At 72.1% G+C, this 15,248-nt stretch carries 16 protein-coding genes; 12 read left to right on the top strand and 4 right to left on the bottom strand.

Going from position 1 to position 15,248, the window contains the following annotated elements; genetic code table 11:
* Nucleotides 1-96: 96 nt before the first annotated feature.
* Nucleotides 97-885, bottom strand: a complete 789-nt coding sequence (locus BMY89_RS22440) for an enoyl-CoA hydratase-related protein (protein WP_092382002.1) — start codon at nucleotides 883-885, stop codon at nucleotides 97-99.
* 20 nt (nucleotides 886-905) lie between these two features.
* Here BMY89_RS22440 and hemW point away from each other — a divergent pair, with 20 nt between their 5' ends.
* Nucleotides 906-2,129, top strand: a complete 1,224-nt coding sequence (gene hemW / locus BMY89_RS22435; RefSeq protein WP_092382001.1) for a radical SAM family heme chaperone HemW — start codon at nucleotides 906-908, stop codon at nucleotides 2,127-2,129.
* 38 nt (nucleotides 2,130-2,167) lie between these two features.
* Here the strand turns inward: hemW and BMY89_RS22430 are convergent, their stop codons facing one another.
* Nucleotides 2,168-2,779, bottom strand: coding sequence for a DUF4870 domain-containing protein (locus BMY89_RS22430; protein ID WP_092382000.1), 612 nt, complete (start codon nucleotides 2,777-2,779; stop codon nucleotides 2,168-2,170).
* Between the two features lie 210 nt (nucleotides 2,780-2,989).
* Between BMY89_RS22430 and hrcA the strand changes: the two genes are divergently transcribed.
* The 3 genes from hrcA (at nucleotide 2,990) to BMY89_RS22415 (ending at nucleotide 5,967) form a co-directional block, all read left to right on the top strand.
* Nucleotides 2,990-4,012, top strand: a complete 1,023-nt coding sequence (hrcA, locus tag BMY89_RS22425; RefSeq protein WP_092382070.1) for a heat-inducible transcriptional repressor HrcA — start codon at nucleotides 2,990-2,992, stop codon at nucleotides 4,010-4,012.
* A gap of 73 nt (nucleotides 4,013-4,085) precedes the next feature.
* Nucleotides 4,086-5,231, top strand: a complete 1,146-nt coding sequence (dnaJ, locus tag BMY89_RS22420; protein ID WP_092381999.1) for a molecular chaperone DnaJ — start codon at nucleotides 4,086-4,088, stop codon at nucleotides 5,229-5,231.
* Between the two features lies 1 nt (nucleotide 5,232).
* Nucleotides 5,233-5,967 carry a 16S rRNA (uracil(1498)-N(3))-methyltransferase gene (locus BMY89_RS22415; RefSeq protein WP_092381998.1) on the top strand — a complete coding sequence of 245 codons (735 nt, stop codon included), beginning with the start codon at nucleotides 5,233-5,235 and terminating at the stop codon, nucleotides 5,965-5,967.
* 32 nt (nucleotides 5,968-5,999) lie between these two features.
* On the opposite strand, the gene BMY89_RS22410 is transcribed toward BMY89_RS22415, so the two are convergent.
* Nucleotides 6,000-6,761: an SDR family NAD(P)-dependent oxidoreductase gene (locus BMY89_RS22410; RefSeq protein ID WP_092381997.1), complete on the bottom strand. Its 762-nt coding sequence runs from the start codon at nucleotides 6,759-6,761 to the stop codon at nucleotides 6,000-6,002.
* 93 nt (nucleotides 6,762-6,854) lie between these two features.
* On the opposite strand from BMY89_RS22410, the gene BMY89_RS22405 reads away from it, so the two are divergent.
* The 8 genes from BMY89_RS22405 to BMY89_RS22370 all read left to right on the top strand — a co-directional run bounded on the left by BMY89_RS22405 (nucleotide 6,855) and on the right by BMY89_RS22370 (nucleotide 14,377).
* Complete coding sequence (locus BMY89_RS22405; protein WP_092381996.1) at nucleotides 6,855-7,214, top strand: histidine triad nucleotide-binding protein; 360 nt, start codon at nucleotides 6,855-6,857, stop codon at nucleotides 7,212-7,214.
* A 101-nt stretch (nucleotides 7,215-7,315) separates the two neighbouring features.
* Nucleotides 7,316-8,656: a serine hydrolase domain-containing protein gene (locus BMY89_RS22400; RefSeq protein WP_092382069.1), complete on the top strand. Its 1,341-nt coding sequence runs from the start codon at nucleotides 7,316-7,318 to the stop codon at nucleotides 8,654-8,656.
* Between the two features lie 185 nt (nucleotides 8,657-8,841).
* Nucleotides 8,842-9,900 (top strand): PhoH family protein, encoded by a 1,059-nt coding sequence (locus tag BMY89_RS22395; RefSeq protein WP_092381995.1) that lies wholly within the window; start codon nucleotides 8,842-8,844, stop codon nucleotides 9,898-9,900.
* A gap of 14 nt (nucleotides 9,901-9,914) precedes the next feature.
* Nucleotides 9,915-10,388 carry an rRNA maturation RNase YbeY gene (ybeY, locus tag BMY89_RS22390; RefSeq protein WP_092381994.1) on the top strand — a complete coding sequence of 158 codons (474 nt, stop codon included), beginning with the start codon at nucleotides 9,915-9,917 and terminating at the stop codon, nucleotides 10,386-10,388.
* Nucleotides 10,364-11,770, top strand: coding sequence for a hemolysin family protein (locus BMY89_RS22385; protein ID WP_175510405.1), 1,407 nt, complete (start codon nucleotides 10,364-10,366; stop codon nucleotides 11,768-11,770). The genes ybeY and BMY89_RS22385 overlap by 25 nt, the downstream gene beginning before the upstream one ends.
* On the top strand, nucleotides 11,763-12,140 hold the full coding sequence (locus tag BMY89_RS22380; protein ID WP_092381992.1) for a cytidine deaminase: 378 nt from the start codon (nucleotides 11,763-11,765) through the stop codon (nucleotides 12,138-12,140). The genes BMY89_RS22385 and BMY89_RS22380 overlap by 8 nt, the downstream gene beginning before the upstream one ends.
* A gap of 22 nt (nucleotides 12,141-12,162) precedes the next feature.
* On the top strand, nucleotides 12,163-13,068 hold the full coding sequence (gene era / locus BMY89_RS22375; protein ID WP_092381991.1) for a GTPase Era: 906 nt from the start codon (nucleotides 12,163-12,165) through the stop codon (nucleotides 13,066-13,068).
* Nucleotides 13,069-13,261: 193 nt separating this feature from the next.
* Nucleotides 13,262-14,377, top strand: coding sequence for an acyltransferase family protein (locus tag BMY89_RS22370; RefSeq protein WP_092381990.1), 1,116 nt, complete (start codon nucleotides 13,262-13,264; stop codon nucleotides 14,375-14,377).
* Here BMY89_RS22370 and BMY89_RS22365 read toward each other — a convergent pair.
* Nucleotides 14,364-15,194 carry a DUF4097 family beta strand repeat-containing protein gene (locus tag BMY89_RS22365; protein ID WP_092381989.1) on the bottom strand — a complete coding sequence of 277 codons (831 nt, stop codon included), beginning with the start codon at nucleotides 15,192-15,194 and terminating at the stop codon, nucleotides 14,364-14,366. The genes BMY89_RS22370 and BMY89_RS22365 overlap by 14 nt on opposite strands.
* Nucleotides 15,195-15,248: the final 54 nt, after the last annotated feature.

The following is a 15,248-nucleotide window of genomic DNA, read 5'->3' as shown; positions in this document are numbered from 1 at the left end:
AGCGTACGTCCCTCGTTGGCCCGAACGGGTCGTCCGACCGGTTCCGCCCGCCGCGCGGCACCCCTGGCAGCGGAAGTTCCCCGCCCGGGCCGACCCTCACCTGCCGAGTTCGGCGACCCAGCGCGGCGGCCGCTTCTCCCGGAACGCGGTGACTCCCTCGATCCCGTCAGTGGACAGGAAGTAACCGGTGGAGAGGGCGGCCAGCTCCGCCAGCTCGGCCCTCAGGTCGGTGGCGGCCCGGCGGCGCAGCAACTGCTTCGCGCCGGCCAGTGCCGTCGGAGCGCCGCGCACCAGCGAATCGCAGTACCGCGCCACGGCGGCATCCAGCTCCTCGGCCGGCACCGCGGCGGTCACCAGGCCGATCTCGGCCGCCCGCCGCCCGTCGAAGGAGTCGCCGGTCAGGTACAGCTCGGCCGCCGCGCGGGGGTGCAGCCGGGGCAGCACGGTCGCGGAGATCACCGCCGGGATCACCCCGATCCGCACCTCGGTGAAGGCGAACGTGGCCTCGGCGGCGCAGACCGCCAGATCGGCCGCCGCGATCAGCCCCAGTCCGCCGGCCCGGGCGGGGCCGCCGACCTTGGCCAGCACCGGCTTCGGGCACTCCCAGACCGCCGCGAGCACGTCACCCAGCATCCCGGCCGGCACCGTCCCGCTGGCGTACGCCGCCGCGGTCTCCTTCAGGTCCGCCCCGGAACAGAAGACCGGACCGGTGTGGTCGAGCACGATCACCCGGACCGTGTCATCGGCGACCGCGGTGGCCAACCCGGCGAGCAGTTCGGTCATCAGCGGCGTGGAGAGCGCGTTGCGGTTGTGCGGGCTGTCCAGGGTGAGGGTGGTCACCCCGGGGGCCGTGGCGACCCGCACGAGCGCGTCGGGAGAGGTCATGTGAGGGCACACTAGTGGCCATGCCCGGCCTCCTTCCAGCAGGCGAACCCGTTCCGGCCGACGGGTCGCTGCCCGCGTCCGCCCGCACCACCGTCGGCGCCCGCGGTTTCGGGGTGTACGTGCACGTGCCCTTCTGTGCCAGCCGCTGCGGCTACTGCGACTTCAACACCTACACCGCCGACGAACTGGGCGGCGGCGCGAGCCGGGACGGCTACGCAGACACGGTGCTGGCCGAGCTGGCGCTCGCCGCGCGGGTACTGGGCGACAACCCGCCGCCGCGGGTGCAGACCGTCTTCGTCGGCGGCGGCACCCCCACCCTGCTGCCCGCCGACGACCTGGCCCGGATCCTCGACGCCGTCGACCGGACCTGGGGGTTGGCCGGTGACGCGGAGGTGACTACCGAGGCCAACCCGGAGTCGGTGACGCCCGCGTCGTTGAAGGAGCTGCGTGCGGCCGGGTACACCCGGATCTCGCTGGGCATGCAGTCGGCCGCGCCGAGGGTGCTCGCCATCCTGGACCGCCGGCACAACGCCGGCCGGGCCACCGCCGCTGCGCTGGAGGCCCGGGAAGCCGGATTCGACCACGTCAACCTCGACCTGATCTACGGGACGCCGGGGGAGCGGGCCGAGGACTTCGCCGCCTCGCTGGAGCAGGTCGTGGCGGCGGGGGTGGACCATGTCAGCGCGTACGCCCTGATCGTGGAGGACGGCACCCGACTGGCCGGCCGGATGCACCGCGGTGAGCTGCCGTATCCGGACGACGACGTGGCGGCGGACCGCTACCTGGCTGCCGAGGCCGCCCTCGACGCGGCCGGTTTCTCCTGGTACGAGGTCTCCAACTGGGCCCGTACGCCGGCCGCCCGGTGTCGGCACAACCTGCTCTACTGGACCGGCGGCGACTGGTGGGGCCTGGGGCCGGGAGCGCACAGCCACATCGGCGGCGTGCGCTGGTGGAACGTCAAGCACCCCACCGCGTACGCGCAACGCCTCGCCGCTGGCCGGTCACCCGGGCTGGCCCGGGAGGTGCTGACCGGCGACGAGGCGCACATGGAGGACGTCATGCTGCGGCTGCGGCTGGCCGCCGGGCTGCCGCTGGATGTCCTGGACGACGCCGGTCGGGCGGCCGCGACGCGGGCGGTGGCGCAGGGTCTGCTCGCCGCACCCGCCCACGCCGCCGGCCGCGCCGTGCTCACTCTGCGCGGCCGGCTGCTCGCCGACGCCGTGGTGCGGGACCTGCTGCCCTGACCCTCAGCGCGTCAGCGCGTCAGGAGGCTGCTGGCTCGTCAGCGCTTCACGAATGCGTAGGTCATCGGGTAGCGGTAGAGCGCGCCCTCGTTGGCCTTGACCCCACCGATGATTCCGAAGATCACCGGCACGATCCCGGCGAGGATCGGGAGGAAGAACAGGACCCCGCAGGTGATCGTGGCGAGCACCCAGCTCAGCACTCCGGCGATGGCCCAGGTGAGCTGGAAGTTCAGCGCGGCCACCGAGTGTGCCCGGACGACGGGGGACTGCTGCCCGCGAGTCATCATCGCGATCAGCGGCGCCACCCAGCCGAGGAGGCCGCCACCGACGACCACGCCGAGCGGACCGCCGAAGTGGGCGATCAGCGCCCAGGTCTTGTCCTCGTTGCTGGCGTAGCCGCCGCCGGGAGCGCCGTAGCCGCCGGTCGGGTAGCCGACACCGGGCGCGCCGCCGGGCGGAGGGTAACCACCGGGTGGCGGATAGCCACCGGGCGGCGGATAGCCGGCCGCGGGCGGCTGGTCACCGGGGGGCGGATAACCGCCGGGCGGGGGATAGCCGCCGGGCGGGGGATAGCCGGGCTGGCCTGACGACCCGGACAGTGGGGTCGTGGGTTCGTCGCCGGAGTCTGGGGGGCGAGGTGGTTCAGTCATGGAGGTCACGGTAGGTGCCACCGGCAACGGTGCACCATAGCGACACCGGCGAGTGTCAACCCGCCGATCGGTTCGGGCGCAGAAGGAGGCGTCTTGATCATCGCGTCGACGGGTCCCCCGACGTAGACTGGCACTCGCTACAGTCGAGTGCCAGAGTGTTTCTCCGGCGGCCGTGGCGCCGAGGTCGAGCTGCGACAGGAGGTGGGCAGGATGGGTCTCGACGACCGCAAACTCGCCGTGCTCCGCGCGATCGTCGAGGATTACGTCGCCACCCAGGAGCCGGTCGGCAGCAGGGCGCTGGTCGAGCGGCACCAGCTCGGCGTCTCGCCGGCCACCGTCCGCAACGACATGGCCGTGCTGGAGGAGGAGGGTTACATCCGCCAGCCGCACACCAGTGCCGGACGGGTGCCCACCGACCGTGGCTACCGGCTGTTCGTCGACCGGCTGAGCCGGGTCAAGCCGCTCAGCCCCGCCGAACGCCGGGCGATCGAGCGCTTCCTGGCCGGTGCCGTCGACCTCGACGACGTGGTGCACCGCACCGTGCGGCTGCTGGCGCAGCTGACCCGGCAGGTCGCCGTGGTGCAGTACCCGAGCCTGGCCCGCTCCCGGGTGCGTCACCTGGAGCTGGTCCCGATCTCCACCACCCGGCTCACGCTGGTGATGATCGCCGATACCGGTCGGGTCGAGCAGCGGCTGGTCGAGCTGCCGGCGCCGCTGCTCGCCGACGCCGTCATCGACCTGCGCCGGCTGGCTAACGAGAAGCTGGTCGGCGTGCGCCTGTCGGACACCCCACCGCTGGTGCAGGCACTCATCGACGAGTCTCCGCCGCACCTGCGTCCGGCCATGACGACCCTGTCCACCGTGCTGCTGGAGACCCTGGTCGAGCGGCACGAGGAGCGGCTGGCGCTGGCCGGCACCGCCAACCTCACCCGAGGTGGCCTGCTCGACTTCCAGGGTTCGCTACGTCCCGTGCTCGAAGCGCTCGAGGAGGAAGTCGTCCTGCTCAAGCTCATCGGCGAGGTCGAGGCGAGCACGCTGCGGGTGCGGATCGGCGATGAGAACGAGATCGACAACCTGCGGGCGGCATCCGTGGTCAGCACCGGATACGGCCCGGGCGCGACCATCGTCGGGGGGATGGGCGTGTTGGGGCCGACCCGGATGGACTACCCCGGAACCATCGCCACGGTGAGGGCCGTGGCACGCTACGTGGGCGAGCTGCTGGCCCAGAACTGACCAGTCAGGGCCGACGGCCGGCTGTCGCCGCCGACCGGCGTAACGCGAGACGAACACGAGGACACGGAACGCAGTGGCCAGGGACTACTACGGCATTCTCGGCGTGAGCAAGGGTGCCTCCGACGACGAGATCAAGCGCGCCTACCGCAAGCTGGCGCGGCAGTATCACCCGGACGTGAATCCGGACCCGGAGGCACAGGAGAAGTTCAAGGACATCAACGCCGCGTACGAGGTCCTCTCGGACGATCGGAAACGGCAGATCGTCGACCTCGGCGGCGACCCGCTCGCGCCGGGCGGCGGTGGCGCCGGTGGTCCGGGTGGGCCGGGCGGAGCCGGCCCGTTCGTCGGCTTCCAGGACATCATGGACGCGTTCTTCGGCGGTGCCACCGGTGCCGGACGAGGCCCGCGACCGCGTACCCGGCCGGGCGCCGACGCGATCCTGCGGCTGGAACTGGACCTGCAGGAGACCGCCTTCGGCGTCGAGGCGCCGATCACGGTCGACACCGCCGTGCTCTGCACCACCTGCTCCGGCGCCGGCACCGCCGCCGGCACCCACCTGGCCACCTGCGAGGCGTGCGGTGGCCGGGGCGAGGTGCAGTCGGTGCAGCGCACCTTTCTCGGCCAGGTGGTCTCCGCCCGGCCGTGCACGGTCTGCCAGGGTTACGGCACCACCATTCCGCACCCCTGTCCGACGTGTGCCGGAGACGGCCGGGTCCGCACCCGACGCTCGCTGACCGTCAAGATCCCCGCCGGGGTGGAGGACGGCATGCGGATCCGCCTCGCCCAGCAGGGGGAGGTCGGCCCGGGTGGCGGCACCGCCGGAGACCTCTACGTGGAGATCCACGAGCGGCCGCACGACGTCTTCTCCCGCAAGGGTGACGACCTGCACTGCCGGGTCACCGTCCCGATGACCGCCGCCGCGCTCGGCACCCGGTTGACCATCAAGGCGCTCGACAGCGAGGAGCCGGTCGACGTCAAGCCGGGCACCCAGCCGGGCAGCACCCTGCGACTGCGGGCCCGTGGCGTACCGCACCTGCGCGGCACCGGCCGGGGGGACCTCTACGTTCACCTGGACGTGCGGACCCCCACCAAGCTCGACGCCGACCAGGAGCGCATGCTTCGCGATTTCGCCAAGACCCGGGGCGAGGAGGTCGCCGAGCTGACCAAGCAGGGCGGCTTCTTCTCCCGGATGCGCGACGCCTTCAACGGCCACGGCTGAGGTGTCCGCCCCGCTGTTCCTGGTCGACTCGCTGACCACCGCCGGCTCGATGGTGCTCGACGGCCCGGAGGGCCACCACGCCGCCACCGTGCAACGGCTGCGGGTCGGCGAGGAGCTGCTGCTCGCCGACGGGCGCGGTGGCACCGCCACCGCCGTGGTCACCGCCGTCGGCCGGGGCACTCTCGACCTCGACGTGGTCGCCCGGGGGTACGTCGACGCGGCGAACCCCCGGCTGGTGGTGGTGCAGGGCATCGCCAAGGGCGACCGGGGTGAGCTGGCGGTGCAGGCGATGACCGAGGTGGGCGTGGACGAGATCGTCCCCTGGGCGGCGAGCCGCTCGGTCGTGCAGTGGCGCGGCGACCGGGGCGTACGGGCCCGCGGCAAGTGGGTGGCGACCGCCCGCGAGGCGGCGAAGCAGGCCCGTCGGCCGTGGCTGCCGGTGGTGGCGGGCGCGCCGGACGAGGCGACCACGTCGGTGGCCCGCCGGATCGCCGGTGCCGCCGCCGGGTACGTCCTGCACGAGGAGGCGACGGATCGGCTGACCACCGTCGAGCTGCCCGAACGCGGTGAGATCGTGCTGGTGGTCGGCCCCGAGGGCGGCATCACCGCCGCCGAGCTGTCGGCCTTCGAGGGCGCCGGCGCCCGACCGGTACGCCTCGGCCCCTCGGTGCTGCGTACCTCCACCGCCGGTGTCGCGGCCCTGGCACTCCTGGCCACCCGCCTGCTGCGCTGGTGACGTACCCACCGTGACCCGAAGTCCGGCGGTCGTCAGGTGCGCAGGTAGGACGCGCCGTTCAGGTCGATGATGGTGCCGGAGGCCCACTCCGCCTCGGTGCTGGCGAGCCAGTGCACGGCCGCCGCGATCTCCTCGGGCCGGGCCACCCGGTCGAACGGGCTCTGCGCCCGGATCGCCGCGCCGCGCGGTGACTTGAGGTGCTCGTTGGTCATGTCCGTCGCCACGAAGCCGGGCGCGACGGTGGCCACCGCGATGCCGTACGGCGCCAGCGCCACCGCCAACGACTGGGCCATCGCGTTGAGACCGGCCTTGCTGGCGCCGTACGCCGGATTGGCGGGCTCCCCGCGGAACGCGCCCCGCGACGAGACGTTGACGATCCGGCCACCTCGCGCCCGCATGTGCTGGGCGGCGCACCAGGCGGCGTTGGCCGCCCCGAACAGGTTCGTGTCCAGGACCTCGCGCCAGCGCTGGCGCCACTGCTCGTAGCTGCTGCCGAAGACCGGGTGCGGCGGGTCGGCCGGCCCGAACACACCGGCGTTGTTGACCAGCACGTCGAGTCCGCCGAGCCGGTCCGCGGCCCAGTCCACCATCGTCCGTACGGCGTCGGGGTCGGCCAGGTCTGCGCGGACCACCACGTGGCCCTCGCCCGGCAGCTCCGCCCGGAGCTGTTCGGCCAGCTCGGTCGAGTCGCGGTGGTGGATGGCCAGCCGGTCGCCGCCGGCCGCGAAGGCCCGGACCACCGCCCGCCCGATACCGCGCGAACCGCCGGTCACCAGTACCGCCCGTCCCGTCATGCGCGCCATCCTGCCGCACCCGGCGCCGCTGCTAAGAAGGGACCCTTCCTATACCGGAGACGTTAAGAAGGGGCCCTTCCTTACACTGCTCGGATGGGAAGTGACTGCCTGTTCTGCCGCATCGTCGCCGGGGAGATTCCGGCCACCGTGGTCCGCGAGACCCCCGCCACGCTCGCCTTCCGTGACATCGACCCGAAGGCGCCGGTGCACGTGCTGGTCATCCCGAAGGAGCACTACGCCGACGTGGCCACCCTGGCCCAGGGCGATCCGGCGCTGGCCGGCGAGGTGCTGGCCACGGCCGCCGCGGTGGCCGAGGACGAGGGCCTGCTCGGCGACGGATTCCGGCTGATGTTCAACACCGGGGCGTACGGCGGGCAGGAGGTGTTCCACGCGCACGCGCACGTGCTGGGTGGCGCACCGCTCGGACCGATGCTGGCGCGGAGCATCGCGTGACCGCAGCCGCCGGCCGTACCGCGGCTGCCGGGACCACTGCGGCTGCTGCCGGCACGACTGAGGCCGCCGGGACCAGTGCGGCTGCCGGTCAGCTGGCGCGGATGACCCGGCAGATGCAGGTGCAGGCCCGGGTGCCGGCCCTCGCGGCGGCGGTGTTCCGGGCCGACCGGCCACTGTGGACCTGCACGGTCGGCGGAACCGGCAACGACACGGCGCTGGACGAGCAGACCCGGTTCCGGATCGGTTCGGTGACCAAGACGTTTACCGCCGTGCTGACCATGCAGTGCCGGGACGACGGGCTGCTCGACCTCGACGACCCGTTGGACCGGCACCTCGACCTGCCGGCGCACGGCGAGCTGACCGTCCGCCGGCTGCTGTCGCACACCGCCGGCCTGCAACGGGAGCCGTACGGTGACGTCTGGGACACGCTGCGCGCGCCGGATGCCGAGCAGTTGATCGCCGAGCTGGCCCGGGCCGAGCGGGTGCTGCCGTCTGGCCGCCGCTACCACTACTCGAATCTGGGCATGGCGCTGCTCGGCCGGCTGGTGGAGCAGGTACGCGGCGGCACGTGGGCGCAGGTGCTGACCGAGAAGGTGCTGACCCCGCTCGGGCTGATGGCCACCACGGTCACCCCGGGCCCACGGGCCGCGACCGGGTTCCTGGTCGACGCCTACTCCGACGAGGCGCACCCGGAGCCGCCCACCGACTTCGGCGCGGTCGGTCCCGCCGCGCAGCTGTGGAGCACGGCGCCCGACATGGCCCGCTGGGCCGCCTTCCTCGCCGACCCGGCGGCGCTGGACGCGACGGGCCGGGTGCTCGCACCGACCACGCTGGAGGAGATGCGCTGGCCGGTGACGGTCACCGACGAGTCCGTGTGGAGCGGCGGCTTCGGGCTCGGCCTGATCCTGGTACCGCAGGGGGAGCGGGTGGTGCACGTCGGGCACGACGGCGCGATGCCCGGTTTCCTCGCCGGGGTGTACGGACGGCGGGGCGGCGAGGGCACCCCCGCCGCGCTGGGCGCGGCCGTGTTGGGCTCCTCGGGGACCGCGGCGCAGCTGCTGGAGCTGCCGCACCGGCTGCTCGCGGCGGCGGTCGAGCACGACCCGGCCGACATCGACCCCTGGCTGCCCGGCGAACCGGCACCGGAGAACGTACGCGGGTTGCTCGGCCGGTGGTGGGGCGAGGGCTTCGAGTACGTCTTCTCCTGGCACGACGGGACCCTGCGCGCGCGTGGCGCCGGTGACCCGGCGGGCAGACCGCCGGCGGTCTTCGCGCCGGTGGCGGATCGGCCGGACGTGTACCGCACCGTCTCCGGGCGGGAGGTCGGTGAACTTCTCCGGCTGACCCGGGACTCCGACGGCGTGGTGGTCCGGATGCACTGGGCGACCTATCGGTTCACCCGGCACCAGGAGTCCTTCGACCGCTACGACTTCCGTGCCTGACCTGCCGGCACCTCCTGCCGTGCCCGCCGGTTTTGTCCCGTGGTGCGAGGCCGCCGTACCGGCGGAAATGGGCAGCGTGCCCGCGCCGTTGACCCGATACGATGGCAGGTAACGTCCGCCCGCCGCGGCACCAGGCCCGGCACCGAGATCGAGAGCAGGTGGCGCAGGGCCCCTCGGCCCGACCTATGACCGGCACCCCACCTCCCGGCCCGCCCCGGGTACAGACCAGGATCACGGTCCCCGACTCGAAGATCATGGTCAACCTGCTCGGCGCGGGTGACGAGATCCTGCGACTGGTCGAGCGCTCGGTGAACAGTGACGTGCACGTGCGAGGCAACGAGATCACCATCACCGGTGCCCCCGCCGACAATGCACTCGCCGAGCGGCTCTTCAGCGAGCTGCTCGAACTCATCGAGAAAGGCGAGACCCTGACCACAGACGCCGTCCGGCGTACCGTCGGCATGCTTGAGCAGGGCGGCACCGAGCGGCCCGCCGAGGTCCTGACGCTCAACATCCTCTCCCGGCGCGGGCGCACCATCCGTCCCAAGACGCTCGGGCAGAAGCGCTACGTCGACGCGATCGACGCGCACACCATCGTCTTCGGCATCGGCCCGGCCGGCACCGGCAAGACCTACCTGGCCATGGCCAAGGCGGTCCAGGCGCTGCAGGCCAAGCAGATCAACCGGATCATCCTCACCCGGCCGGCGGTGGAGGCGGGGGAGCGGTTGGGCTTCCTGCCCGGCACGCTCAACGAGAAGATCGACCCGTACCTGCGCCCGCTCTACGACGCGCTGCACGACATGCTCGACCCGGAGACGATCCCGAAGCTGATGGCGGCGGGCACGATCGAGGTCGCCCCCCTGGCCTACATGAGAGGCCGGACGCTCAATGACGCGTTCATCATCCTCGACGAGGCGCAGAACACCACGCCGGAGCAGATGAAGATGTTCCTCACCCGGCTCGGGTTCGGCTCCAAGATCGTGGTCACCGGCGACGTCACCCAGGTCGACCTGCCCGGTGGGACGACCAGCGGCCTGCGTGTCGTACAGGAGATTCTGAAGGGCGTCCAGGACGTGCACTTCGCGCAGTTGTCCAGCGCCGACGTGGTGCGTCACCGGCTGGTCGGGGAGATCGTCGACGCGTACGCCCGGTGGGATGCCGAGTGGGAGAGCCAGCAGGGGCAGGGCGTGCACGCGGTGGCCGGGCGCAGCGCCCAGGGCAACCGCGCCACCCGGCGCCGCTAACCGAGGGAAGACAGTTGTCCATCGAGATCGCCAACGAGTCCGGTGTCGACGTCGACACCGACGCCGTGCTCGCCGTCGCCCGGCACGCGCTCGACGAGATGGGGGTAAACCCCCTCGCCGAGCTCTCCGTGCTGCTGGTCGACGTCGACTACATGACCGAGCTAAACCACCGCTGGATGGGCGGCGACGGCCCGACCGACGTGCTCGCGTTCCCCATGGACGAGGGCAGCGTCGACCACGGGCCCGGTGAGAACGCCGCCGCCGGCGGCGAGCCGGCACTGCTCGGCGACATCGTGCTCTGCCCGGAGGTGGCGGCGAAGCAGGCCGCGGCCGCCGGGCACAGCTCCGCCGACGAGCTGCACCTGCTCACCGTGCACGGCGTCCTGCATCTGCTCGGCTACGACCACGCGGAGCCGGAGGAGGAGCGGGAGATGTTCGGGCTACAGGCCCGGCTGCTGGCCAGCTGGCGGTCGACCCGCTCCCGGTGATGGACACTCCACTGGCCGTGTCCGCCACCGGCCTTCCCGATCTGCAACTACTCGTCTTCGCCGCCGGGCTGGTGGTCCTCGCCGGCCTGATCGCGATGACCGAGGCCGCCCTGGCAGCGGTCTCCCCGGCCCGGGCGGCCGAACTGGCCCGCGACGGCGCACGCGGTGCGCGTACCCTCCAGACGGTCGCCGGTGACGTGGTGCGTCACCTCAACCTGCTGCTGCTGCTCCGACTGCTCGCCGAGCTCACCGCCACCACCCTGGTGGCGCTGGTCGCGGTGGACACCTTCGGGGCGGGTTGGCGGGCGGCACTGGTCACCGCCGGGGCGATGACCGTGGTCAGCTTCGTCGTGGTCGGCGTCGGTCCACGTACCCTCGGCCGGCAGCACGCGTACGCCGTGGGGCGGGCCGCCGCGCCGCTGGTCCGCTGGTTGGGCCGGGTGCTCAACCCGCTCGCGTCGCTGCTGATCCTGATCGGCAACGCGGTCACCCCGGGCCGTGGTTTCCGGGAGGGGCCGTTCGCCACCCAGGTCGAGCTGCGTGAGCTGGTCGACCTCGCCGAGCAGCGGGGCGTGGTGGAGCACGGGGAACGGCAGATGATCCAATCGGTCTTCGCCCTCGGCGACACCATCGCCCGCGAGGTGATGGTGCCGCGTACCGAGATGGTGTGGATCGAGTCGGGCAAGAACCTGACCCAGGCGCTCGCCCTCTTCCTGCGCTCCGGGTTCTCCCGGATCCCGGTGATCGGCGAGAGCGTCGACGACGTGCTCGGCGTGCTCTACCTCAAGGACCTGGTCCGGCGTACCCAGGGCGGCGCGGCGGAGGACCACCAGCTCCCGGTGGCCGAGTTGATGCGACCGGCCACCTTCGTGCCGGAGTCCAAGCCCGTCGACGACCTGCTGTCCGAGATGCAGGCCGCCCGCAACCATCTGGTCATCGTGGTCGACGAGTATGGCGGCACCGGCGGGCTGGTCACCATCGAGGACATCCTCGAGGAGATCGTCGGGGAGATCACCGACGAGTACGACGTCGAGCGCCCGCCGATCGAGCAGTTGCCCGACGGCGCGGTCCGGGTCACCGCCCGGCTGCCGGTCGAGGATCTCGGCGAGCTGTTCGACACCGAGCTGCCGCACGACGAGGTGGAGACCGTGGGCGGCCTGCTCGCGCAGTCCCTCGGGCGGGTGCCGATCCCGGGTGCGCAGGTCGAGGTGGCCGGGCTGCGGCTGGTCGCCGAGGGCACCACCGGCCGCCGCAACCGGATCGACACCGTGCTGGTACGCCGGGTGGAACCGACCGACGCGCGGGAAGGCCCCGGCGGTCCGCCGGCCGCCTCCCGTTCTGATACCGACCGATCCGAGGAGAGGCAACCCGCCGATGCCTGAGTCGCCCGCCGCACCGGCCGTCCGGTCCACCGGCTCCGAATTGAGCGCCGAGGACGGCAAGTTGGTCATCCTCGCCCGGGGTGCCCGGGGTCGGGTGGGGGCCGTGGAGGGTGCCGCGGTCCGGGACCAGGACGGACGCACCTACGCGGCGGCCAGCGTGTCGCTGCCCTCGCTGACGATCACCGCGCTCCAGCTGGCCGTGGCCTCGGCGGCTGCCGCCGGCGCGACCCGGTTGGAGGCCGCCGTGGTGGTGACCGAGGCATCCACGCTGGACGGTGCCGGCTATGCCGCGGTGCGTGACCTGGCCGCGGACGCGCCGGTGCACGTCGCCGCGCCGGACGGCACGGTGCTCGGCTCGGTGACGGCATGAGCGAGCGCAGCGGAGTGACGGCATGAGTGAGCGTAGCGAGCGCGACGGGGGACCGTACCGGGCCGGGTTTGCCTGTTTCGTCGGCCGGCCCAACGCCGGCAAGTCCACCTTGACGAACGCGATCGTCGGGCAGAAGATCGCCATCACCTCGAACAAGCCGCAGACCACCCGGCACATCATCCGGGCGGTGCTGCACCGGCCGGACTCGCAGCTGGTGCTGGTCGACACGCCAGGTCTGCACCGTCCCCGTACGCTGCTCGGCGAGCGGCTCAACGACCTGGTCCGGCAGACCTGGAGTGAGGTCGACGTGATCGGCCTCTGCATCCCTGCCGACGAGGCGATCGGCCGCGGCGACCGGTTCATCACCGGGGAGTTGGCCGAGCTTAAGGCGACCGTGCTGGCGGTGGTCACGAAGACCGACCTGGTCGACCGGAAGCGGCTGGCCGAGCAACTGGTGGCGGTCAGCGAGCTGGGCGAGTTCGCGGAGGTGGTTCCGGTCAGCGCCGTCTCCGGGCACCAGGTGGACACCCTGGTCGAGGTGATGACGCGGTATCTCCCCGAGTCTCCCCAGTTGTATCCGGACGATATGCTCACCGACGATCCGGAGCAGGTGCTGGTCGCGGAGTTGATCCGGGAGGCCGCGCTGGAGGGTGTCCGGGACGAGCTGCCGCACTCCATCGCCGTGGTGGTGGAGGAGATGATCCCCGAGGGGCAGCTCATCAAGATCTACGCCGACGTGTACGTGGAACGGTCCAGTCAGAAGGGGATCGTGATCGGGCACCGGGGCAGTCGCCTCAAGGCGGTCGGCACCGCGGCGCGGCGGCAGATCGAGGAGCTGCTGGGCACCAGGGTCTACCTCGATCTGCACGTGCGGGTCGCCCAGGACTGGCAGCGGGACCCGAAGCAGTTGCGCAAGCTCGGCTTCTGAACCCGCCCGACAGGGATGGGTCGAATCGGACCACTGCTGTCTGATCGGCCGATCAGCACCCAGAATGCCTGATCGGTACCGGTCAGGCATATGGGAAGTTCCACTATCGCGGTAGGTATCTGGTCGTTTCGGTGGCGCACCCCGGAGGGTAGAGGCAGCACGCCTCAATGCCCCCGGACCCAGATGCAGGCTGATGCGAAACAGATACCTGGACCTGCTGCGTCTCCTGGCCATCGTGCGGGTCGTCGTCTACCACGTCACCGGCTGGGCCTCACTGACGTTGCTCTTCCCGGCGATGTCGGTGATGTTCGCCCTCGCCGGGTCGCTGATGGCGACGTCCCTGCTCCGATCCGGGCCACCGGCGGTCGGCCGGCGGCTGCGGCGGCTGCTGCCGTCGCTCTGGGTGGTGGCCGCGATCTTCGTGCCGGCGATGCTGCTCACCGGGTTGCCGCTGACCCCTGGGGTGCTGCTCTGGCTCTTCCCGGTGGCCGACCCGCCGGCGAACTACTGGGGTGCGCTGGCGCTGAGCCCGATCTGGTACCTGCGTGACTACCTCTGGTTCGTGCTCGCCTCCCCGATCGCGATCTGGCTGTTCCGGCGCTTCCCGGTGCCGACCCTGCTCGCCCCGTACTGCCTGCTGCTGGCGATCGAGATGGGCATCTATCCGAACGCGCCGGTCGTGCTGCGGGAGTTCGGCCTCTACTTCGGTGCCTGGCTACTCGGCTTCGCCCACCAGAGCGGGATGCTACGTCGCATGACCAACCGGGTCCTGGTGCCGACCGTGCTCGTCCTGGCCGCGCTCGGCGGGGCCTGGATCCTGGCGAATCCCGGTCCGCGCGGCTACGACCTGAACGACAACCCGCTCGGCAACGCCCTCTGGTCGGCCGCGTTCATCCTGGTGGCGCTTGGTCGGGCCCCGGCGAGCGCGCAGTGGGTGGACCGCAACGCGCTGTTCGGCCGGATCGTCACGGTGTTCAACCGGCGGGCGCTGACGGTCTATCTGTGGCACATGGCGTTCGTGGTGCTGCTCACCCCGCTGGTGGACGTGGTCGGCTGGTCGCATCAGGATCCGCTGGGACTGGCCATCCGGGTGGCCCTGGTATTCCTGCTGGTGGGCCTGGTGACCGCGCTGGTCGGCTGGGTCGAGGACGTGGCGGCGGGGCGTCCGCCGGAGTTGATTCCCGGTGGGCGCCGCACCAGCGGCCGGACGGTGGACGCCGACCGTTCCGCCGGCCCGCCGAGCGCCGAGGGACCGCAGCGCCGCGAGGAGGAGGTACCGGGTCAGCGCGACCCGATCAGCGCGAGGTGACGGTGATGTTGCCGCTGCCGGTGCGTACGTCGAGGACGAGCGCGGCGGACGGGTCGTGCGCCACGTCGAGTTCGACGTCGCCGGAACCGGCCTTGGACCGGACCTGGTACGCACCCGTCGGCACGGTCAGCTCGACATTGCCGCTCGACGCGTGCACCCGCGCGGAGGCCGGTCGGTCCAGTTCGACGGTGACGTTGCCGGACTTGGCCTCCGCGTCGACCTCGCCACCGAGCCGGGTGCCCGTCACATCTCCGGAGGACGCCCGTAGCACCACGGGCGAGGAGACGTCGTACACCTCGATGTTGCCCGAGCCGGTCTCCACCCGGACCGGCCCGGTGGCCTCGGCCACCCGCACGTCGCCGGAACCGACCTTGAGGTCCACCGTGCTGACACGGCTCAGGTCGACGTTTCCGGAGCCGGTCTCGCCCCGCAGGCTGACCCCCTCGCCGGCGGTCACCTCGAAGGAGACGCTGCACCGCTGGCCGCACGAGGTGTCCAGCACCAGTTCGGTGTCCTTGATCTCGTACGTCGTACCCGGCTCGGCGCCCTGGTAGCGCACCACCCGCTTGATGCGTACCCCGTCCACGCTGCCGTCGGCCCGGACCAGCACATCTCCGGCGCCGGGCAGGACCCGGATCGCGGTGATCCGCGCGGACTCGGTGGTGTCGAAGTCCAACCGGCGGAACGAGAGGTTGTCACACCCGACGAGGACGATGAGAGCGGCGGTCGCGGCGACCGCGATGCCGGTCCGGCGTGCGGTGCTGGTCCGGTGTGCGGTGCTGGTCCGGCGTGCGGTGGTGGTCCGGTCTAGAGCCATGCTGAGACGCTACGACCGGTGCGGGCGGGTGCGCATCCGGGTTCGCCGGCACGA

Source organism: Micromonospora phaseoli, assembly GCF_900109115.1.
Taxonomy (GTDB): Bacteria; Actinomycetota; Actinomycetes; order Mycobacteriales; family Micromonosporaceae; genus Micromonospora; species Micromonospora phaseoli.
This window is presented reverse-complemented; position numbering and strand designations above follow the sequence as displayed.